The following is a 20,730-nucleotide window of genomic DNA, read 5'->3' as shown; positions in this document are numbered from 1 at the left end:
GCTGCGATTTTTTTTATCATCTGACGCGAACGGGCGATTAAGCGCGAACGAAGTCGATGTGCGTGATTTTCGGCTTGTACGGATGACGCTGTACCGCCTGAATCTTCACTTTGATCTCTTTGCCGTCAACGGACAGCGTCAGAACGTCGGTGTAGAAACCGTCTTTTTCAGACATGTTCATGGTGGTGTCGTGGTCCAGGGTAACGGACAGCGCGGCTTCGCTACCACCATAAACGATTGCCGGGAATTTGCCGGCGGTGCGCAGGCGGCGGCTCGCACCCTTACCCTGCTCGTTACGTACTTCAGCGTTGATCGTGAACATTGATCTATCTCTTTAAAAAAATGAAGCCTGCTACAGGCGACCCAGCAGCAGACGGGATATCGTGCGCCAGTCTTAGGTTAACACCCTTAACAAGGCGGGCGGCATTCTAGCCGATCCGCGCAGGGACGGCAAATAAATTAGCCGCGCAGCTGGTTCGCCTTGCGAAAACGCCCCTGATAGTCAAATACTTTTTGCCGAACCTGCCAGAATTGGCCCCGGCGGCGCGCCACCACAAAGTCGGGTGCGCGCAGGGCATCCTGCTGCGCCACGATATCGGCCGCCCGCTGCCAGATCAGCTCACAGCCCGGCGCCCGCTGATGCGGGCGGAGAAAGAGCTGGGCAAAGGCGGTGCGCTGGGCCGGGGTGGTCAGGCGGAAGCGCTCGCTGACGTCGGCACCGTCCTCGTCGTAGTAGGTGATCTGCAGCCACTCGCCCTTGGCATCCTCCCCGCAGCGCAGCTGCATGCCGCCGCAGCGTAGCACCAGCGCATCTTTCAGCCTCAGCGCCGCCTTCAGCATATCGTCAGCGTCGACCAGCAGCGCGGCGCACTGATGGCAGCGGCGGGCGGCGATATCGTTTTCCGCATTGCACTGCGGGCAGTTTTTAAAGCGGAATCGATAGTCGCACTGCTCGCGTTGCCCTTCGTCGTCTTCGAAATAACCCTGGCAGCGCCGCCCGTAGTGCTCGACGATACGGCCCTGCTCGTCACACTTGCCCCAGAAGGTATTGGCAAAGCCACAGGCGGGGCAGAACACCTGTACCGGCTGGCTGTCGCCGTGGGGCTTGCGGCTGCCGACTTCGGGCGTATAGAGATCGTGTGGGTTACCGGCGTAATCGAGGATCAGACAGTCCTGTTTGCCGTCGCACAGGCGCAGGCCGCGCCCGACGATCTGCTGGTATAGACTGACGGACTCCGTCGGCCGCAGGATAGCGATCAGATCCACGTGCGGCGCGTCAAAGCCGGTGGTGAGCACCGCCACATTGACCAGGTAGCGCAGCCGCTGCGCCTTGAAATCGCGGATGATCGCGTCACGATCGTCATGGGGCGTCTGCGCGCTGATCAGCGCCGCGCAGCCCGTCGGCAGCAGGCCCAGTACCTCCTGGGCGTGTTCGACGGTGGCGGCGAAGATCATCACGCCGCGCCGGGTGGCCGCATACTCCTCGATCTGGCTGACGATGTGCGGCGTAATGCGCTGCTGATCGCGCAGCTCTCTATTGAGATCCTCGGCGCTGAAGAGCCCGGCCTCCGACGGCTGCAGACGGCTGAAGTCGTACTGTACCACCGGCATGTCCAGCCGCTCCGGCGGCACCAGAAAGCCATGGCGGATCATATAGCGCAGCGGCAGCTCGTAGATGCAGTCCTGAAACAGACACGCCTCGTCGCCGCGCACCATGCCGTGATAGTGGTAGCGGTAGATCCAGCCCTTGCCGAGGCGGTAGGGGGTCGCGGTGAGCCCGAGTAGCCGCAGCTGCGGGTTATGGCCGCGCAGATGCTGCAGTATCTGTTGGTACTGTCCCTCCTCGCTATCGCCGATGCGGTGACACTCATCGACGATCAGCAGGGAGAAGGCGGCATCGAAGTCGGAGAGATTGCGGGCGACCGACTGGACGCTGCCAAAGACCACTTTGGCCTGGCTGCCCTTTTGCTTCAGCCCGGCGGCATAAATGTCGGCCTCAAGCCCCCAGGCCTGGTATTTCGCATGGTTTTGGGCCACCAGCTCTTTAACGTGGGCCAGCACTAGGACTCGTCCGCGCGCCAGGCGGGCCAGTTCGGCGATCACCAGGCTTTTCCCGGCGCCGGTCGGCAGCACGATCAGCGCCGGCTCTCGGTGACGTCGGAAGTGGGCCAGCGTGGCATCGACGGCCTCACGCTGGTACGGCCGCAGGGTAAAGGCCATCAGTGGCGGCAGATTTTATCCGCGCGGGTGGTAAAGCCACCTGCGGCGGGGACAAACTTACCGCGTTCGGCCAGCAGATCCACCAGCTCGGCGGCGCTGAGATCCTCCGCGGAGCAGGTGTGAAAGCGGGCATCGGCGCCGAAGCGCTGGCCAATGGCGGCGATCAGGGCATCGCGGGTATAGGACGTATCGCTGGCAAGCATCATGCGCATGACGTCGTGGCCGTGAATGGATGCGGACATAGTGTGTAACCTCGGAATCGAAGGGAAACGTTGGGTGTCCGCGCGGCGGACGGACTCCAGTTTACCCATCGGGCGCGGGAGATCCAGCCTAGCGCGTCGCTTCCTGCGCGGCGATGGCTGGCGATAGGGGCCTTATGGTAGACTGCGCGATCTAGGTTCGCCGCGGCAGCGGGAGATGCCCGCGCTCGGGACAACGCCGCGGACGATATCGGTTTTTATTTCGCCTTGGTTATAACAGAGCAGGTTTCATGAGACTGGACAAATTTATTTCCCAGCAGCTGGGGATCAGCCGCTCACTGGTGATCCGCGAGCTGCGGGCTTCGCGCGTCACCGTCGATGGTGTCGTCTCCCGCAGCGGGTCGCTGCAGGTCACGCCGGATCAGGAGGTTGCCTATGAGGGCAACGTGCTGGCGTTTATCACCGGACCGCGCTATTTCATGCTGCATAAGCCCGAAGGCTACGTCTGCTCGACGGACGATCCGGATCATGCCACCATTCTCTACTTTATCGATGAACCGATGGCGGAAAAGCTGCACGCCGCCGGGCGTCTGGACCTGGACACCACCGGCCTGGTGCTGCTGACGGACGACGGGCAGTGGTCTCACCGCATCACCTCGCCGCGCCACCACTGTGAGAAGAGCTATCTGGTGACGCTGGAGCAGCCGCTGGCGCCGCAGACTGCGGCGCAGTTTGCCGAGGGAATTTTGTTGAACGGTGAAACGGATCTGACCAAGCCGGCGCAGCTGGAGGCTTTCGACGAGCATCATGTCCGTCTGACCATCAGCGAAGGGCGCTATCATCAGGTGAAGCGTATGTTCGCCGCCGTGGGCAACCGGGTGGTGGGGCTGCACCGCGAGCGTATCGGTGCCATTGCGCTGGATGCGGCGCTGGCGCCGGGCGAGTACCGCGCGCTGAGCGACGATGAGGTGGCCAGCGTAATGGCCGCGAAGGCATAAGGAGCCGGGCGTGCAAAACGGGTCTCACCTGAGGCTTATCCTGATCTTGGGTCTGCTGTCGATGCTGATGCCGCTGGCCATCGACATGTACCTGCCCAGTTTGCCGGTCATCGCCGCGCAGTTTGGCGTGTCCGGCGGCGATGTGCAGATGACCCTGAGCGCCTATACGCTGGGCTTTGCCTGCGGACAGCTGTTTTACGGCCCGCTGGCCGACAGCGTGGGGCGTAAGCCGGTGATCCTGTTCGGTACCCTCCTGTTTGCCCTGACCGGGGCCGCCTGTGCGTTGGCGCACAGCATCGATCAGCTGATTGCCCTGCGTCTGCTGCATGGGCTGGCGGCGGCAGCCGCCAGCGTGGTGATCAACGCCCTGATGCGCGATATGTTCAGTAAGGATGAGTTTTCGCGCATGATGTCGTTTGTGGTGCTGGTGATGACCATCGCCCCGCTGCTGGCGCCGCTGCTGGGCGGCGCGCTGATGCTGTGGTTTAGCTGGCACGCCATTTTCTGGGCGATGGCGGCGGCGGCGCTGCTGGCGACGCTGCTGGTGGCCCTATTTATCCGTGAGACGCTGCCGCGTGAGCGGCGTCAGCCGTTTCGGCTGTATGCCACCCTGACCAATTTTGCCGCGCTGTTCCGCCACCGTCGCGTGCTGTGCTATATGCTGGCCAGCGGGTTCTCCTTCTCCGGGATGTTTTCATTCTTCAGCGCCGGCCCCTTTGTCTATATCGACCTGCACGGCGTCTCCCCGCAGCATTTCGGCTACTATTTTGCCCTGAATATTCTGTTTCTGTTTCTGATGACCCTGATTAACAGCCGTAACGTGCGTCGCTACGGTGCGCAGGCGATGCTGCGCGTTGGGCTGCTGGTGCAGTTTGTGATGGGAGCCTGGCTGGTGGCCTGCGTGCTGCTGGCGCTGGGATTTTGGCCGCTGGTGCTCGGGGTGGCGGCCTATGTCGGCTGTATTTCCATGGTGACCTCCAATGCGATGGCGGTGATCCTGGATAACTTTCCCCACATGGCGGGGACGGCGGCCTCGCTGGCCGGCACCCTGCGTTTTGGCCTCAGCGCGCTGATCGGGGCGCTGCTGGCGCAGATGCCGATCGTCTCCGCCTGGCCGCTGGCCGGGTCGATGGCGCTGTGCAGCACCCTGGCAATGGCGCTCTTTCTGTATGCGGCGCGCGGCGTACGACCTCTGGCACGCTGACGACGCAAGGGCTCGCCCGCCGTCGGCGCGGCGAGAATATCGACAATGTTGGTGATATGTAATCAATTCTGACGAAATTAATCGCTGTCAATCGGTTATTTGCGCGAATTTACGCGATTCAGCATTTACGGTGTGAGTTTTTTGTGAAAAAATTGTGCCGTGTTTATCATCAGGGTATGAACGTGAACAATCTCCAGCTGTCGATAGTTCATCGGTTGCCGCAGCGCTACCGCTGGGCGTCTGGGCGCACCGGCGTCCAGGTCGAGCCGATTCCGGATCCGGAAGCGCAGGGCGCGGCCAACCGGCTGATCGGCCTGAAGCTGTTGAGTCAGCGCGGCGAGAGTGCCTGGCAGGTGATGCGCGATATGTACCTTTCCCTGCAGGAGATGCCCGTTGCCTGCACTATCGTTGCGCTTGACGGCGAGCCCTGTCTGTTTGTCGATCCAGAGGATGAGAGCACGGTGATGTGCCGTCTGAAGAATGACGGAGTGGCCATCGCAGAGCCTATCGCGGCGCACGCGTTTCTGTGACATCGTCGGCCCCTGCGCTCCCCTGCGGCGGCAGACGCGCCGCGCGATTGACGTCATACCACCAAGAATCCAATCCCAGACCGTAGCGCGGCCGCTGCGCCGGCATCGCAAATCGGTTCCAATAGGCGAGATGCCGGTGGTCGGAATACCACAGCGGCAGCATAAACGCATTCCACGTTAAGACCCTGTCCAGCGCCCGACCTAACGCCAGCAGCGCATCGGGTGAGCGCTGCTGCGCGGCGATGTGGGCCAGCAGCGCGTCGACCGCGCCATCGCGGACGTTGGCGATATTGCCGCGGCCATCGGCGTAGCGGGATCCCCAGCGCACCCGCAGCGCCGGGGAGGGAAAGGGGGTCGCCGGGTAGATCAGCGGGATCATGCCGAAGGCATGGCGGCGAGCCAGGCGGCTGAACTGGCCGCGCGGCGCCGCGCGGATCTGCATATCGATCCCCAGGCGGGCCAGGCTATCGCGCAGGGGGACGACATAGTGTAGCCGACTGCCGTACGGCAGCAGCAGGGTGAAGACAAAGCGCCGTCCGTCTACCTGATTGACCAGCCATGGGCCGTGACGACGCCAGCCGGCCCGGGTCAGCAGCGCCTGGGCTCGCCGCAGGTCGGCCAGGGTATGCTCGCCGCTCGGGCGGTAGCGATGCAGAAAGACGGCGGCCGGCACCTCGCCTTTGAGGGGGGCGAGCCAGAGCAGCTCCGCGGCGCTGGGATAGCCGTGCGCGGCGTAGGGGGTGTTCTGGAAATAGCTGTCGGCGCGTCGGTAGTCGCCGTGGTAAAGGCGGCGGTTGAGCGTCGGAAAGTCGAAGGCCAGCGAAATGGCTTCGCGTACCCGACGGTCGCGGAACAGGGGAAGCTGGTTATTGAACGCCAGCCAGCGGGTTGCCTGGGCGGCGTGGCTGCGAAGATCGGCCTTGACGATCTCGCCGCGGGCTACGCGGCGCTGGGGGTATTGGCTCGCCCAGCGAGCCGGGGAGGTCTCCAGCCACACATCGATCCGATCGTGCAGAAAGGCCGCTTGCGCCGCCCGTTGGCTGGGGTAGTAGGTATAGTGCAGGGTATCGAGGTTATAGCGTCCGCGGTTGATCGGCAGATTGGCCGCCCAATAGTCGGCCAGTCGCTGATAGGTGACGCTGTGGCCCAGGCGGTAGCGGACGATGCGATAGGGGCCGCTGCCGATGGGCGGCTGGCGGAGAGGATGACGCAGCGATCGTTGATGCCAGGCGTGCTGCGGCAGGATCGGCAGCTGGGTCAACAGCGCCAGAATGCGCGCCTTGTCGGAGAATGGCTGCTCAATGCGTATGGTCAACGGCGAGAGGGGGCGCAGGGTAATGCCATGAAAACGCTGACGAAAGGCCGCGGGGCCCTGGGTCATCAGCGCGTGAAAGCTGAACGCGACGTCCCGGGCGGCGATCGGCGTGCGGTCCTGAAAGCGGGCGTCGGGGTTGATGGCCACCTCAGCCCAGCGGAAGCGGCGATCGTAGCGGATCGAGGCACCGATCAGCGGATAGGCGCTATCGAGCTCATCGGCGGAGGGGCAGAACAGGGTATCGAACAGCCGTGCGCTGCGGATGGCCGGGGTGCCGTACGCGGCGTAGGGGTTAAAGTTGTCATAGCTGCCGATAGCGGCCAGGCGCAGGGTACCCCCCTTGGGCGCGGCGGGGTTGGCATAGTCAACGTGGCTAAAGCCCGCGGCGTATTTGGCCTCGCCCCGAAGGGCGATGGCGTAGCGTTCGTCGATGGTGTCCGGCTGCACCGCCGCACAGAGCAGGGGCAGCATAAGTCCCAGTATCGAACCGAGCAGGGCGGGTAAGCGCATGGGAAACGGGCTCCAAAACCGGTGACCGCAGGCGATCGCGGCGGTGCCGGGCGCACGGTTGCGAGATCGATGCGGTCACTCTCCGAGTGCGCAGTATACGCCACCCCGCGACGGGTTGCAGAGGGAAAGCGCAGGAGGGTAGGTGTCCGGCGCTGAAATGGGTATACTTGCCGCCCTGTTTGAGCGACTCCCCCGAAGTGAATCATGAACCATAAGCCAGTCACGCCGCCGGATCGGCGCCAGAAAGCGGGCCTGCACCCGCGTAACCGCCACCATGGCCGCTACGATATGGCGGCGCTGTGCCGGATCTCTCCCGCGCTGGGAGACTTTGTTCGAGCGACGCCGAACGGCGGCGAAAGCATCGACTTCGCCGATCCGCAGGCGGTTCGGGCGCTCAACCGGGCGCTGCTGGCGCAGGACTATGGCATCGCGCACTGGGATATTCCCGCGCAGTTTCTCTGTCCGCCGATCCCGGGTCGTGCCGACTACCTGCACTATCTGGCCGATTTGCTGGCCAGCACCCGCGCCGACGGCGCTATTCCGCGCGGCGCGCAGACCTGCGTGCTGGATATCGGCACCGGCGCCAACTGCATCTACCCGCTGCTGGGGCAGGCCGAATACGGCTGGCGCTTTACCGGCAGCGATATTTCGGCGCAGGCGCTGGCGGCCGCGGCGGCCATCATCCGGGCCAATCCGGCGCTGGGGACGCGGATTCGCCTGCGTCGTCAGCGTCAGCCGCAGGTGATTTTTCAGGGGATTATCAAGGCCGGGGAGTACTACGCCGCGACGATGTGCAATCCCCCCTTTCACCGCAGCGCGGCGGAGGCCGCCGCGGGCAGTCAGCGGAAGCTGACCAACCTGGGGCTGCGGCCGCCGCAGGCGGCGATGCTGAACTTTGGCGGCAAGGCGGATGAGCTGTGGTGCGACGGCGGTGAGCAGGCGTTCATTCTGCGGATGATCGCGGAGAGCCGCGCGTTTGCGACGCAGGTGGGGTGGTTTACCTCGCTGGTCTCTCGGCGAGAGACGCTGCCGGCGCTGCGCAGGGCGCTGCGCGCAATCCCGGTGAAGGAGATGCGTGAGGTGACGATGGCGCAGGGGCAGAAAGTGAGCCGCTTTATCGCCTGGCGATTCTGAGCGCGCGCCGGGGCCACCCGCGCGGGCGGTCCCGGCGGACGATCACGCGACGTGCTGCAGAAACTCGCGCAGACGCTCGTTGGGCGGCGTCTGGATCAGCTGCTGCGGGCTGCCGTCGGCGCTGATACGACCTTTATCGACGAAGATCAGCCGCGACGCCACCTTTTCGGCAAAGCCGATTTCATGCGTGACGATGACCATGGTCATGCCCTCCTCCGCCAAATCTTTCATCACCGTCAGCACCTCATGGCGCAGCTCGGGGTCCAGCGCGGATGTCGGCTCATCGAACAGCATCAGCTTGGGCTTGACCGCCAGCGCGCGGGCGATCGCCACCCGCTGCTGCTGTCCGCCGGAGAGCTCCGACGGATAGTGATGGGCGCGTTCGGACAGCCCCACTTTGGCCAGCAGAGTGCGCGCGCGCTGTTCGGCATCGGCCCGGCTCATGCCGCGAACCCGGATGGGGCCGAACATGACGTTTTCCAGCGCGGTCAGGTGGGGGAACAGATAAAACTGTTGGAAGACCATCCCGGCCTCCTGGCGGATCAGGCGCTCATCGACCTTGGGATCGTTGACGTCCATACCGTCCACCAGCAGCTGACCGCGGCTGATGACCTCCAGCTTGTTGATGCAGCGCAGCAGGGTCGACTTTCCCGAGCCGGAGGGGCCGATGATCACGACCACCTCACCCGGCTGAATACGCAGGTTGATATCGTGCAGGACGGCGGTCTGACCGAAGCTTTTATCGACGTTTTTAAATTCAATCATATGATTTTCAATCTTTTTTCAAGACGGCGTAGGACAAAGCTCAGGGCCAGCGTCATGATCAGGTAGATCACGGCGACGGCGCTCCAGATTTCCATGGCGCGGAAGTTTCCGGCGATGATTTCCTGTCCCTGACGGGTCAGCTCGGCCACGCCGATGACGATAAACAGCGAGGTATCCTTGATGCTGACGATCCACTGGTTTCCCAGCGGGGGCAGCATGCGGCGCAGCGCCAGCGGCATGATCACGTAGCGCAGGGTATCGCGGCGGGAGAGGCCCAGAGCCAGCCCCGCCTCGCGGAAGCCGCTGTGGATGGAGAGCACCGCGCCGCGGGTAATCTCGGCGATATAGGCGCCGGAGTTGATCATGATCGTGATGACGGCGGCGCTGAAAGGGTCGATACGCAGCGGCATCATCATCGGCAGGGCGAAGTAGATAAACATCACCTGAACCACGATGGGGGTGCCGCGGATAAGCTCGATAAACACCAGGGCGATGTGGTTGCTTAGCCAGCCGCCGAAGGCGCGCGCGAAGCCAGCGGCCAGGCCGATGATCAGGCCGCCGAGCAGCCCCAGCACCGAGATCCAAAGGGTGAGTTTGGCGCCTTCCAGCAGCAGCGGGATGGCATCCCAGATGGCGCTCCAGTCAAACTGCATGTTGATTCTCCTGGTAAAACCGTATGTGTTACCGTGCAACGCCCGCGAGGGCAAAGGGGCGCCCCGCGGGCGCCCAAAGCATTACTTCGGTTCGACGCCGAACCATTTTTTATAGATAGCTGCGTAGGTCCCATTCGCTTTCAGGGTTTTCAGCGCGCCGTTGACCTGCTCGCGCAGCGCATCGCTGCCCTTCGGGAAGGCGATGCCGTAGGCCTGGGCCTCCAGCGAGTCGCCGACGGCCTTAAACTGACCGTTGCCCGCGGTTTTAATAAAGTAAAGGATGTTGGGGGTATCGTGCAGGACGGCGTCGGCGCGGCCGGTTGCCAGCTCCAGATAGGCGTTATCAATATTAGGGAACTGACGCAGATCCTTGCTCTTTACGTGCGCCTTTGCATAGTCTACGCCGGCCGTGCCGCTCTTCACGGCCAGCACTTTGCCGTCCAGATCCTTCACTCCGTGGATCTGCGCGTTGTCGCTCTTCACCATGACCATCAGGCCGCTGTTGTAGTAGCCATCGGAGAAGTCGATGGCTTTCTTGCGCTCCTCGGTAATGCTGATGCCGGCCAGCGCCAGATCCACGTTACGGGTCTGCAGCGCGGGAATGATCCCGCTGAAGTCCATCGGTTTCAGCGTATAGCTTAGGTGCAGCTGCTTCGCGATGGCATCCCACAGGTCGATATCGAAACCGACATATTTATCGCCCTTTTTAAATTCGAATGGGACGAACGCCGTATCGGTGGCGACGATCAGCGGTTTTTCCGCAGCCTGAGCGCTGACGGCGAAGGCCAGCGCCAGGGCTGCCACGGAGGCTTTCAACATTGCTTTCATCGTAATGGTTCCTTGTCTTTGCGATAAGCCGCTTGTGTTTGCTCTGGATATAATGAAAGAAACGTGCCAACTATTTATTTATATTTATTATCAAGTGTTTATATTTATCACTGGCAGAAATGCGCAGCGATGGGGCAGGCGCGGGGCGGGGGTGTGCACCATTTGAGTGCGTTATGGTCGATATTGGTGCGATAGCGGTTTATGCGTTAACCGTTTTGGTGCAGTAGCCGTAGAGGATGGTGCGAGAGAAGATTATCTTACTCATATTGCTTTATTTTTGTTCAGCAGGGCGAGTGCACTGGAGCGGTGCGGTTTTGACCGCACCGCAGCGCCGCTACGCCGGCGTAGCGCAGTAGGGTTGCTGGGTGAGCCACAGCTGAACGCCCTGCTGACAGGCGTCAAAGCAAGGCTGCGGCAGCTGACGCGGATCGCACCATTGCCAGCATTCACATTTATCCGGTTCGCAGCGTTGGGGCGTGGCCGCCGCCGGCGCGCTGACCTGCATAATAATAGAGACGTTGTGCACCCCTTCGTCATGCCAGGTTTGCAGATTATTGGTCACGCCGACAAAGCGCGGCGTATCGATGTGCAGGCCACACTCCTCGGCCACTTCACGCATCGCCGTCTGCTCAAAGGTTTCTCCCTGCTCAACGTGGCCGCCGGGGATCGACCAGTAGGGTGCGTGGCTGCCGCAGCGTTTTCCGAGCAAAATCTGGCCAGCGGCGTTCACGATGATCACGCCGACCCCCACTTTTACCGTCATGCTTGTTTCTCCATCAGCAAATTTCAGCGCTTATTGTCGCACGTCAGCGGTGCTGACAACAAACTTCAGCAAAAATGTGCTGAAGGTCTAAAATATGTACAGATGCGGCGGGAAGTCCTTGCGTAACGGCGCGCGTCGGACCACACTCACAAAAACGATTCAGCGTCGTAAACCTCGGCGACCTCACGGTAACGCCGGTTTTTTTCTCTCGCAGCGCTGAAACGATTCAATGCGCCGGCGGCGCACGCGGCATGACGGACGAGGAGCATCTATGTTTCATCTGACCCTACAGGATATCCATCTGGCAGCGGAGGCTGACAGTAAAGAACAGGCCATCAGGCAGGTGGCGGCGGCGCTGGTCGCGGCGGGCTACGTCGGCGAGGGCTATGTACAGGGCATGCTGCAGCGCGAAAAGCAGACGCCGACCTACCTGGGGAATGGTATCGCGATTCCCCATGGCACGACGGATACCCGCGATCAGGTGCTGAACACCGGGGTTCAGGTGTTTCAGTTTCCGCAGGGGGTGGCGTGGGGCGAGGGACAGCGGGCCTATGTGGTGATCGGCATCGCCGCCAAGTCCGATGAGCACCTGACGCTGCTGCGTCAGCTGACCCATGTGCTGAGCGACGACGGCGTAAGCCGGGAGCTGGCGCAGACCACGTCGGCGGAGACGCTGCGCAGCCTGCTGTTGGGTGAGCGCAGCGTTGCCGAGTTTCGCTTTGATATCAGCATGGTGACGCTGGGGGTGGAGACCGACAGCCTGATGACGCTACAGGCGCTGAACGCCGGGCGCCTGCAGCAGGCGGGAGCGGTCGGCGGCGAGTTTGTCAGCGATGTCATCAGCCGCGCGCCGCTGTGTCTGGGGCAGGGCATTTGGCTCTGCGACAGCGCGCTGGGGGTTCAGGCGAGCGCGGCGGCGCTGGCGCGTCCGCGTCAGCCCTTTACGCTCGATGGGGAGTCGGTGGCGCTGCTGCTGACCGTTGCGATGGCCGATGCGCAGCCGGAGGGGATGCTGGACTACCTGAGCCGTCTGCTGCAGCGTCAGCAGGCTGAACGTTTGCTGACGGCTCAGACCCCGGCAGAGGTCGTTGCGCTGCTGACCAGCGAGCTGACGGAGAGCAATGAGTCTCTGAGCGCCGAGTTTACCGTTCGTAATGAGCATGGCCTGCACGCCCGACCGGGCGCGCAGTTGGTGAATACCATTAAGCAGTTTGCAAGCCAGATAACCGTTGCCAACCTTGATGGCAGCGGGGTTCCGGTCAATGGCCGCAGTCTGATGAAGGTTGTCGCACTGGGGGTTAAAAAAGGCCATCGTCTGCGTTTTACTGCCAGCGGCAGTGATGCGCAGCAGGCATTGGACGTTATTGGTCAGGCCATCGCGAATGGCCTTGGCGAGGAAATATCATGAGTAGACGAGTTGCAACCATCACCTTAAACCCAGCCTACGATCTGGTTGGCTACTGTGCGGAGATTGAGCGCGGTGAAGTTAACCGGGTACAAACCGCCGGGCTGCACGCCGCGGGTAAGGGGATTAACGTTGCCAAGGTGCTGAAGGATCTCGGCATCGATGTGACCGTGGGCGGATTCCTGGGCAAGGATAACCAGGATGGATTTCAGCAGCTGTTCAGCGAGCTGGGTATCGCCAACCGTTTTCAGGTGGTTCCGGGGCGCACCCGTATCAACGTAAAGCTGACCGAGAAGGATGGGGCGGTCACCGACTTTAACTTCTCCGGCTTTGACGTCAGCAAGAGCGACTGGGATCGCTTCGTTAATGACTCCCTGAGCTGGCTCGGGCAGTTTGACATGGTGTGCGTCAGCGGCAGCCTGCCGGCCGGCGTTGCGGCGGATGATTTTACCGACTGGATGCGCCGCCTGCGCAGTCAGTGCCCGTGCATTATTTTTGATAGCAGCCGCGAGGCGCTGGTCGCCGGGCTGAAGGCGGCCCCTTGGCTGGTGAAGCCCAACCGCCGCGAACTGGAAATCTGGGCCGGCCGTGCGCTGCCGACGCTGGAAGACGTCGTCGGTGCCGCCCACGCGCTGCGCGATCAGGGGATCGCCCACGTGGTGATTTCGCTGGGCGCGGAGGGGGCGCTGTGGGTTAACGCCTCCGGCGCCTGGCTGGCTAAGCCGCCTGAGGTGGACGTTATCAGCACCGTCGGCGCCGGTGACTCGATGGTGGGCGGGCTGATCTATGGCCTGATGATGCGAGAGTCCAGTGAACACACGCTACGGCTGGCTACGGCGGTTTCTGCCCTGGCGGTCAGCCAGAGCAACGTCGGCATCAGCGACCGCACGCAGCTGGCGGCGATGATGGCACGCGTGGAGCTCGATCCTTTTAACTGATTGGGGAAGGCCATATGAATACCCTACTGATTACGGAAGGTGCGCAGGGCGAGGCCCGTTGTTTCCTAGCCAGGCGTATGCTGGAGGCCGCCGCCGCCCAGCAGCAGATTACCTGGGTTACCCGCCCGCAGGATGCGGCGCTGGTGCTGTTTATCGGTGACGATACCCCGCAGGATGCCGCGCTGGAGGGCAAACCGCTGTACCGGGGCTCGGTGGGCGAGGCTATTCGCCAGCCAGCGGAGCTGCTGGCACGTGCGCAGCGCGATGCCTCACCCTATCACTACGCGGCGCCGCGACAGGAGCGATCGCACTGCCTGCGGCTGGTTGCGGTCACCGCCTGTCCGACGGGCGTTGCGCATACCTTCATGGCGGCGGAGGCGCTGGAGGCAGAGGCGCGCCGTCGCGGCTGGCAGGTAAAAGTGGAGACGCGGGGATCGGTAGGGGCGGGCAACGCCATTACGCCGCAGGAGGTCGAGGAGGCCGATCTGGTGGTGGTGGCGGCGGATATTGAGGTGGATCTGGCGAAGTTCGCCGGGAAACCGATGTACCGCACCAGCACGGGGCTGGCGCTGAAGAAGACGGCTCAGGAGCTGGATAAGGCGCTGCAGGAGGCGGAGATCTACCGCCCTCAGGCGTCTGCGCCGTCCGGGGCCGCGGCGTCGGGGAGCAAGAAAGAGGCGGGCGGCGCGTACCGTCACCTGCTGACCGGCGTCTCCTACATGCTGCCGATGGTGGTGGCCGGCGGTCTGTGTATCGCGCTTTCGTTCGTCTTTGGTATTCAGGCCTTCAAAGAGCCCGGCACGCTGGCGGCTGCGCTGATGCAGATCGGCGGCGGCACCGCCTTTGCGCTGATGGTGCCGGTGCTGGCGGGCTATATCGCCTTCTCCATCGCCGATCGTCCCGGCCTGACGCCGGGGCTGATCGGCGGGATGCTGGCGGTTAGCCTGGGGTCGGGATTTATCGGCGGGATCATCGCCGGCTTTCTCGCCGGCTACGTCGCTCGGGCCATCAGCAGCAGGCTTACCCTGCCGGCGAGCATGGAGGCGCTGAAGCCGATCCTGATCATTCCGCTGCTGTCGAGCCTGATCGTCGGCCTGGCGATGATTTACATCATCGGCACGCCGGTGGCGAAGATCCTGGCCTGGCTGACCCACTGGCTGCAGACCATGGGCACGGCCAATGCGGTGATCCTGGGCGCGGTGCTCGGCGCGATGATGTGTACCGACATGGGCGGACCGGTGAACAAGGCGGCCTATGCCTTCGGCGTCGGCCTGCTCAGTACCCAGACCTACGGGCCGATGGCGGCGATCATGGCCGCCGGGATGGTTCCGCCGCTGGCGATGGGGCTGGCGACGCTGGTTGCGCGCCGCAAGTTTGCCCAGAGCGAGCGCGAGGGCGGCAAGGCGGCCGTGGTGCTGGGGCTGTGCTTCATCACCGAAGGGGCGATCCCCTTTGCCGCGCGGGATCCGATGCGGGTGCTGCCGTGCTGCATTCTCGGCGGGGCGCTGACCGGGGCGCTGTCGATGCTGTTTGGCGCGAAGCTGATGGCGCCGCACGGCGGACTGTTTGTACTGCTGATCCCCGGCGCGATCACCCCGGTGCTGCCTTATCTGCTGGCGATCTTGGCCGGGACGCTGCTGAGCGGACTGCTGTATGCGCTGCTCAAGCGGCCGGACGGCGCGCCGCAGAGCCAGGCGAGCAAAACGGCGTAGTCGCGTAAGCGATACCGAGCGGGGGCGTCGAGAGATGCCCCCGTTTTTTTATCTGTTGACCCCCTGCTAGGCAGGGGGCTGTTTTAGGCGGCCTCGTCGCGGGAAAGCGCTGAGGGACGCTGGGTGAAGCGCCAGCCGATGGCCAGCGCGATAAACCACAGCGGCGTGACCATCAGCGCCTGGCGCGTATCGGTCTCCAGCGTGAGCAGGATCAGTACGCCAAACAGAAAGGCGAGGCAGATCCAGCACATAACGCTGCCCAGCGGCATCTTATAGCCCGAGGCAGCGTGTCGCTGCGGATAGCGGCGGCGATAGACCAGATAGCTACACAGAATGATCGACCAGACGAACATAAACAGCACGGCCGAGACGGTGGTGATCAGGGTAAAGACGGTGATCACGTTGGGGATCAGATAGAGCAGCACGACGCCTCCCAGCAGACACAGGCAGGAGAAGAACAGCCCGGCGGCGGGCACCGACTGACGAGAGAGGCGGGCGAAGCGGGCCGGGGCCAGACCGCTTTGCGCCAGTCCATAAAGCATGCGGCTGGTGGAAAAAATGCCGCTGTTGGCGGAGGAGGCCGCCGAGGTCAGCACCACAAAGTTGACGATCCCCGCCGCGGCCGGCAGCCCGGCCAGAATAAACAGCTCCACAAAGGGGCTCTTGTCGGGCACCACCTGCTGCCACGGGGTGACGATCATGATGGTGCACAGGGCCAGTACATAGAACATGATGATACGCAGCGGTATCGCGTTGATCGCTCTGGGGAGGACTCGCTGCGGATCGCGGGTTTCCGCCGCCGTGGTGCCCACCAGCTCAATGCCGACAAAGGCGAAGACCGCGATCTGAAATCCGGCGAAGAAGCCACCGATCCCGTGGGGAAAGAGGCCGCCGTGCCACAGGTTGCTGAAGGCCGCCTGCTCGCCGGAGGGGGCGCGAAAGCCGCCGATGGCCATACCCAGTCCAATCAGGATCAGGGCGATAATGGCGACGATTTTAATCATCGCAAACCAAAATTCAGTTTCGCCGAACATTTTGACCGTGACCAGATTGAGCGAAAGCAGCAGCACGACGCAGGAGAGCGAAATAATCCAGTCTGCCAGGTGGGGGAACCAGAAGTGGGCGTAGGCGGTAATGGCGACCACGTCGGCCATGCCGGTGACGACCCAGCAGAACCAGTAGGTCCATCCGGTAAAATAACCGGCGCGGGCGCCGAGCAGATCGGTCGCGAAATCGCTGAAGGATTTATACTCCAGGTTAGAGAGCAGCAGCTCACCCATTGCTCGCATTACAAAAAAAAGCATAAACCCGATAATCATATAAACAAAGATAATAGATGGTCCGGCCAGGCTGATGGTTTTCCCGGAGCCCATAAACAGGCCGGTGCCGATAGCGCCGCCGATGGCGATGAGCTGGATATGACGGTTATTAAGATTACGCTGCAGATGTCCGTCGGACGTCGCCTCGCGTTGCTCTGCTGCCGCTGTGAGTCGTTTCCCCATGTCTGCTCTCCCCGAATGGGCTGTTGTGTTCGAAATGCGCGCGTCCGACGGTTCGCCTCCTGCGACCGTCACTCCTGATGGCCGTCCTTCGCTAACGATAGTAGAAAAGAACGGCAGGTTTGAATATGGGGAGTTTAATGAAATGTTAAAAAATAGTGTTTATTAGCGGATTGTGGGGGGAGTGTGCCGTGCTATCGCCGTGGAGTAGCGCTTTATTTTGGTTTCTATATTTATAGCAATAAAAAACGCTGCCGTAGCAGCGTTTTTTAGGACAGGGGGAAACGTAGGGACGCCTTAGCTGTGGGTATTAGCCTGCGCCAGCTGAGTACCGGAGAGTACCCGGCGCGCTTCACGGTAGCGTTTATTCCAGTAGGTATCGTTCAGGTTGGAGATCGTAACGCCGCTGCTGGTGGACGCGTGAACAAACTGATCGTTGCCCAGATAGATGCCGACGTGACGGCCCGTGGACCCGGCGCGGAACAGTACCAGATCGCCGATGCGCAGCTTAGAGCGCTTGATGGCGTGGCCGGTGCCCTCCTGCTGTGAGGTTGAGCGCGGCAGCTCCAGACCAAACTGTTCGCGGAAAGTACGCTGAACAAACGCCGAGCAGTCGATGCCGCGCTTGCTGTCGCCGCCCAGGCGATAGCGTACGCCTTTCCAGCTGGCGTATTGATCCATAATCTTGGATTTAACATCCAGATTGCGCACCATCTCCTCAAATTCATCCTGAGACGCCTGTAGTAATAGATTGTCTTTGTTGTTGACTACATGCGTATCAGTTTGTGCGTAGCGATCGGAGGGTGTCGTAGTACATGCCGAAAGCAACACTGCGGCGGCGATGGCGGGCGCCAGACGCAGAATGTATCTCAGAACTGGTTGAGACTTGACCATTATAAACCGTTTCCCTTGTTGTCCTTAACGACCTGTTATGTCGCTATCTGAAAATTACCCTTCCAGAGACTAATTTCCACGTGGGGTACTGACAATCGCGCTGAGGCAGAATTGTGCAGCAGAACACACTTTTTGTCCTGATTTCCGCTATTCACAGCGAAGACGCGCTGCGAACGGGGGGACATGGCCGGATTAAACCGTGCGTTATCGCGTATCCTGCCCAGATATTCAGTAGAAGCCACTGTGCTAATCACATGTAAAACAAGTCAATTATATGACCTATTTTCTAGATTACGCGCCCCTCTATTATATTGAGGAAAAAGATAAACGGGGAGAGATATCTTATCCAAAGGTAAGCAATGGTTTAATTTGACACACTTAGTAATATATTCGGCGCGAATTTGCCCGCGTCGGCGCGCCGGAAAGGCGAGGGCGCACCGACAAGGCTATATTGTGGACGTCTCCTGTCGGCGGGTGCGCAGCGCCAGCAGGGCGCTCTGCAGCGCGTTCCAGTCCGCTTCGGCATCATGGATCACTTCGATACGACTGTCCGGCGGCGGCGTTTGGCGGGTCTCTATCTGTAAATCCGCCCCCTGGCGGTTAACACAGAGGGTACCCTCGGCCACCCGCACGGCGCCCTTAATGCGGAGCAGCGGGGTTAAGCGTACCCACTCCAAGAGGCCGATGGTGTCAAAGATGCTCTCTTCGCTGAAGACCCAGCCACAGCTAAAGTAGCCTTGGCCCTGGTTGAGCGCCCGTCGCCAGCCCTGCCCGGGCCGTAGCCGCAGCGCGGCGATGCCCGACGCCGGGGCGGACGGCGCGTGGTGATGGCGTGCCTCGGGCAGCGCTGCCGTGCGCGCGCGCGGGCGATCTAGCCAGGCGGGATCGATCTGTCCGCGCTGGGTTTCGAGCAGCGTTCGTTCATCGCCCTGGGCCTGTTGCCAGCGACGCAGCGCGTCGCGTGCGTCGTCGTCATAGGTATCTATTTTATTGGCGACGATAATATCCGCCGCCGCCAGCTGATCGCGAAAGTTCTCGTTATTCTGCAGTCGCGCATCGTTGAGCTGGCGGGCATCCAGCAGACACAGCGTCGCCTGCAGCGTCAGCCAGGCGCTGTAGACCTCGCTCTCCAGCAGGCGCAGGATCTGCGTGGGGTGACCCAGTCCCGTCGGCTCGATCAGCAGTCGGTCAGGCTGCGTTTTCAGCAGCATGTTCAGCCCTATTTGCATCGGCAGACCGTTGACGCAGCACATACAGCCGCCGGGGATCTCTTTCAGCTGAGCGCCGCTGTCGGCGAGCAGCGCGCCATCGATCCCTATCTCACCAAACTCATTGACCAATATCGCCCAGCGCTCCTGGGCGGGCTTATTTGCCAGCAGGTGGCGCAGGGTGGTGGTTTTTCCGCAGCCCAAAAAACCGGTGATCACATTTACGCGGGTCATGCGCAGTTCCCTTGTTATTAGAGGCCATGGAGAGCGCCGCTGGTTTTGTGAGATATCAGACATTCTTAGGAAAAATGCGCGCGGAAACAACCCTATTTTTTAAGCGTTTTCTCGGTACTGGCAATGCATTCGCGACGTTACCGGTAAAGATATGAGGTGAAATTGGTTTTTTATGCTGGTCACTTATTTTTTCTTAGCTTGTGATGCTGTTTTTGCCTTCTGAAAAGAAATAACTGAAGTTTTGATCTGCATTGCCGTTAGTAATCAACGAGTTCTGCTATTTTTTAGGAGAGGTGTTAACAAGGAATGTCACCGTTTTTTCATCCGCGATCGACGTTTGGCGAGATGAAAAGACGCAGTAACTTGACGACGGGAGTGATATATGAGGCGTGAATGCTTATCACTAGTGAAGATTGTCGTTATGGGGATGTTGCTGGGGGCCGGATTGGCCAATACCCCTGCCCAAGCCGCTGGCTCGGGCGTGGTACAGTTTGGTGGTATGATTGTGGAGGATGGTTGTCAGTTTAAAATAGTGAATAATCAGGTCTATTCCGAGTGTTATCGGGACGGTAAAGCCCAGACGGCGACACGCAGCGTTGCGCGGGCGCAGCAGGGGGCCATGGCCCTACCGGCCCAGGTTGGCGAGAGCCATCTGACCTGGCTGGACGAAGCGCATGCACAGGCGCTGATCACCGTCTCTTATCGTTAAGCGTGTTCTGCCTGGAACGTCCCCTGCCAGCGCAGGGGCGTTCTTCATCATCATAAGCATTATCTGCCCGCGCGCCCGCGCCGTCCTTTTTCTTAATGAATTCATGCTGTGATACAATCAAAGCCACTATAGCGGCACGTTAATATTGACAATTGGTCTGTCCAATTGGTGCATTTACTCCGCAGATGCGGCACAGCCAGAGGGGCACGTCATGAGATTGTATCAGGAAGTCGGCAATACGCTGCGCGCCGCCATTGCGCGCGGCGACTACCCCATCGGAGATCGTCTGCCGCCGGAGCGCGATATTGCCGAACATTTTGACGTGAGCCGCAGCGTCGTGCGCGAGGCGCTGATCATGCTGGAGCTGGAGCATCTGATCGATGTGCGTAAAGGCTCCGGGGTATACGTCGTCGCGTTACCGCAGAATGTGTCCTCTGCGCGGGTGCGGAATCTGGATGAGAACACCTTTGGCCCCTTTGAGCTGCTGCAGGCGCGCCAGCTGCTGGAGAGCGAGGTCGCGGCCTTTGCCGCGACGCAGGCGACCAAGTCCGATATTCTGAAGATGCGCCAGGCTATCGAGCAGGAGCGCCTGGCGCTAAACGCCGGGTGCGCCGATGAGAGCGTGGATGAGCAGTTTCACTGCCTTTTGGCGCAGTCGACTCAGAACAGCGTACTGGCCGGAATGGTGGAGGATGCCTGGCGCGCGCGCAAGCATAACCCGCTGTGGGCGGGACTGCATGGTCATACCCAGGATTTCAGCTACCGCTGGGACTGGCTGGAGGATCATCAACGGATCCTGCAGGCGGTGCTACGGCGCGACGCGCGTGACGCTAAACAGGCAATGTGGCAGCATTTAGAGAATGTTAAGGCTAAGCTATTAGAGATCTCCAATCCAGACGATCCGGGATTTGACGGCTATCTGTTTGATTCTACGCCGGGGGTACTGGGCGGCATGGCGCCATAGCACGCCACCGGTCCCGCCTGCGTCGGGCGCATACGCCGGCGGGGGCG

General features: G+C 61.5%; 20 protein-coding genes. 9 read left to right on the top strand and 11 right to left on the bottom strand.

What is annotated here, in order from left to right; all coding sequences use genetic code 11:
* Positions 1-37: 37 nt before the first annotated feature.
* From rplY to BRD58_RS11975, 3 genes are all read right to left on the bottom strand, one after another.
* The gene (gene rplY / locus BRD58_RS11985; protein ID WP_015461886.1) at positions 38-322 is read right to left on the bottom strand and encodes a 50S ribosomal protein L25; all 285 of its coding nucleotides are present in this window, start codon (positions 320-322) and stop codon (positions 38-40) included.
* Positions 323-459: 137 nt separating this feature from the next.
* Positions 460-2,220, bottom strand: a complete 1,761-nt coding sequence (locus BRD58_RS11980) for a DEAD/DEAH box helicase (protein ID WP_069578900.1) — start codon at positions 2,218-2,220, stop codon at positions 460-462.
* Positions 2,220-2,462: a YecH family metal-binding protein gene (locus BRD58_RS11975; protein ID WP_012849144.1), complete on the bottom strand. Its 243-nt coding sequence runs from the start codon at positions 2,460-2,462 to the stop codon at positions 2,220-2,222. Before BRD58_RS11975 ends, BRD58_RS11980 begins: the two co-directional genes overlap by 1 nt.
* A gap of 248 nt (positions 2,463-2,710) precedes the next feature.
* Between BRD58_RS11975 and rsuA the strand changes: the two genes are divergently transcribed.
* The 3 genes from rsuA to BRD58_RS11960 all read left to right on the top strand — a co-directional run bounded on the left by rsuA (position 2,711) and on the right by BRD58_RS11960 (position 5,152).
* Positions 2,711-3,418: a 16S rRNA pseudouridine(516) synthase RsuA gene (rsuA, locus tag BRD58_RS11970; protein ID WP_012849143.1), complete on the top strand. Its 708-nt coding sequence runs from the start codon at positions 2,711-2,713 to the stop codon at positions 3,416-3,418.
* Between the two features lie 10 nt (positions 3,419-3,428).
* Entirely contained in the window at positions 3,429-4,622 is a 1,194-nt protein-coding gene (locus BRD58_RS11965; RefSeq protein WP_012849142.1) for a Bcr/CflA family multidrug efflux MFS transporter, read from the top strand.
* 182 nt (positions 4,623-4,804) lie between these two features.
* On the top strand, positions 4,805-5,152 hold the full coding sequence (locus tag BRD58_RS11960) for a YejG family protein (RefSeq protein WP_034167927.1): 348 nt from the start codon (positions 4,805-4,807) through the stop codon (positions 5,150-5,152).
* Here BRD58_RS11960 and BRD58_RS11955 read toward each other — a convergent pair.
* Complete coding sequence (locus tag BRD58_RS11955) at positions 5,127-6,977, bottom strand: extracellular solute-binding protein (RefSeq protein WP_078057744.1); 1,851 nt, start codon at positions 6,975-6,977, stop codon at positions 5,127-5,129. The genes BRD58_RS11960 and BRD58_RS11955 overlap by 26 nt on opposite strands.
* A gap of 204 nt (positions 6,978-7,181) precedes the next feature.
* On the opposite strand from BRD58_RS11955, the gene rlmF reads away from it, so the two are divergent.
* Positions 7,182-8,111, top strand: a complete 930-nt coding sequence (gene rlmF, locus BRD58_RS11950) for a 23S rRNA (adenine(1618)-N(6))-methyltransferase RlmF (RefSeq protein WP_073383118.1) — start codon at positions 7,182-7,184, stop codon at positions 8,109-8,111.
* A gap of 42 nt (positions 8,112-8,153) precedes the next feature.
* On the opposite strand, the gene glnQ is transcribed toward rlmF, so the two are convergent.
* The 4 genes from glnQ to BRD58_RS11930 form a co-directional block, all read right to left on the bottom strand.
* On the bottom strand, positions 8,154-8,876 hold the full coding sequence (glnQ, locus tag BRD58_RS11945; protein WP_012849139.1) for a glutamine ABC transporter ATP-binding protein GlnQ: 723 nt from the start codon (positions 8,874-8,876) through the stop codon (positions 8,154-8,156).
* A complete protein-coding gene (gene glnP, locus BRD58_RS11940; protein ID WP_012849138.1) occupies positions 8,873-9,529 on the bottom strand; it encodes a glutamine ABC transporter permease GlnP in 657 nt (218 codons plus the stop codon). Before glnP ends, glnQ begins: the two co-directional genes overlap by 4 nt.
* An 81-nt stretch (positions 9,530-9,610) precedes the next feature.
* Positions 9,611-10,357 (bottom strand): glutamine ABC transporter substrate-binding protein GlnH, encoded by a 747-nt coding sequence (gene glnH, locus BRD58_RS11935; protein ID WP_012849137.1) that lies wholly within the window; start codon positions 10,355-10,357, stop codon positions 9,611-9,613.
* 334 nt (positions 10,358-10,691) lie between these two features.
* On the bottom strand, positions 10,692-11,120 hold the full coding sequence (locus BRD58_RS11930) for a nucleotide triphosphate diphosphatase NUDT15 (RefSeq protein WP_012849134.1): 429 nt from the start codon (positions 11,118-11,120) through the stop codon (positions 10,692-10,694).
* A 271-nt stretch (positions 11,121-11,391) separates the two neighbouring features.
* On the opposite strand from BRD58_RS11930, the gene fruB reads away from it, so the two are divergent.
* Genes fruB through fruA form a run of 3 tightly spaced genes read left to right on the top strand, consistent with a single transcriptional unit; the run spans position 11,392 to position 15,175 of the window.
* On the top strand, positions 11,392-12,528 hold the full coding sequence (fruB, locus tag BRD58_RS11925) for a fused PTS fructose transporter subunit IIA/HPr protein (RefSeq protein WP_012849133.1): 1,137 nt from the start codon (positions 11,392-11,394) through the stop codon (positions 12,526-12,528).
* The gene (gene fruK, locus BRD58_RS11920) at positions 12,525-13,463 is read left to right on the top strand and encodes a 1-phosphofructokinase (protein ID WP_012849132.1); all 939 of its coding nucleotides are present in this window, start codon (positions 12,525-12,527) and stop codon (positions 13,461-13,463) included. The genes fruB and fruK overlap by 4 nt, the downstream gene beginning before the upstream one ends.
* 14 nt (positions 13,464-13,477) lie before the next feature.
* Entirely contained in the window at positions 13,478-15,175 is a 1,698-nt protein-coding gene (gene fruA / locus BRD58_RS11915) for a PTS fructose transporter subunit IIBC (protein WP_012849131.1), read from the top strand.
* Positions 15,176-15,258: 83 nt separating this feature from the next.
* Here the strand turns inward: fruA and cycA are convergent, their stop codons facing one another.
* The 3 genes from cycA to BRD58_RS11900 all read right to left on the bottom strand — a co-directional run bounded on the left by cycA (position 15,259) and on the right by BRD58_RS11900 (position 19,010).
* Entirely contained in the window at positions 15,259-16,677 is a 1,419-nt protein-coding gene (cycA, locus tag BRD58_RS11910) for a D-serine/D-alanine/glycine transporter (protein ID WP_034167915.1), read from the bottom strand.
* 294 nt (positions 16,678-16,971) lie between these two features.
* The gene (mepS, locus tag BRD58_RS11905) at positions 16,972-17,568 is read right to left on the bottom strand and encodes a bifunctional murein DD-endopeptidase/murein LD-carboxypeptidase (RefSeq protein ID WP_012849128.1); all 597 of its coding nucleotides are present in this window, start codon (positions 17,566-17,568) and stop codon (positions 16,972-16,974) included.
* 446 nt (positions 17,569-18,014) lie between these two features.
* Positions 18,015-19,010, bottom strand: coding sequence for a CobW family GTP-binding protein (locus BRD58_RS11900; protein WP_012849127.1), 996 nt, complete (start codon positions 19,008-19,010; stop codon positions 18,015-18,017).
* A gap of 382 nt (positions 19,011-19,392) precedes the next feature.
* Here BRD58_RS11900 and BRD58_RS11895 point away from each other — a divergent pair, with 382 nt between their 5' ends.
* Both BRD58_RS11895 and BRD58_RS11890 read left to right on the top strand, forming a co-directional pair.
* Positions 19,393-19,719 carry a hypothetical protein gene (locus BRD58_RS11895; RefSeq protein ID WP_225857207.1) on the top strand — a complete coding sequence of 109 codons (327 nt, stop codon included), beginning with the start codon at positions 19,393-19,395 and terminating at the stop codon, positions 19,717-19,719.
* 211 nt (positions 19,720-19,930) lie between these two features.
* Positions 19,931-20,683, top strand: a complete 753-nt coding sequence (locus tag BRD58_RS11890) for an FCD domain-containing protein (protein ID WP_073383114.1) — start codon at positions 19,931-19,933, stop codon at positions 20,681-20,683.
* The last annotated feature ends 47 nt before the right edge of the window (positions 20,684-20,730 follow it).

The organism is Edwardsiella piscicida (assembly GCF_001896205.1).
In the GTDB taxonomy this organism is placed as follows: domain Bacteria; phylum Pseudomonadota; class Gammaproteobacteria; order Enterobacterales; family Enterobacteriaceae; genus Edwardsiella; species Edwardsiella piscicida.
The sequence above is the reverse complement of the archived record's forward strand: the minus strand, read 5'-3'. Positions and strand labels throughout refer to the sequence as shown.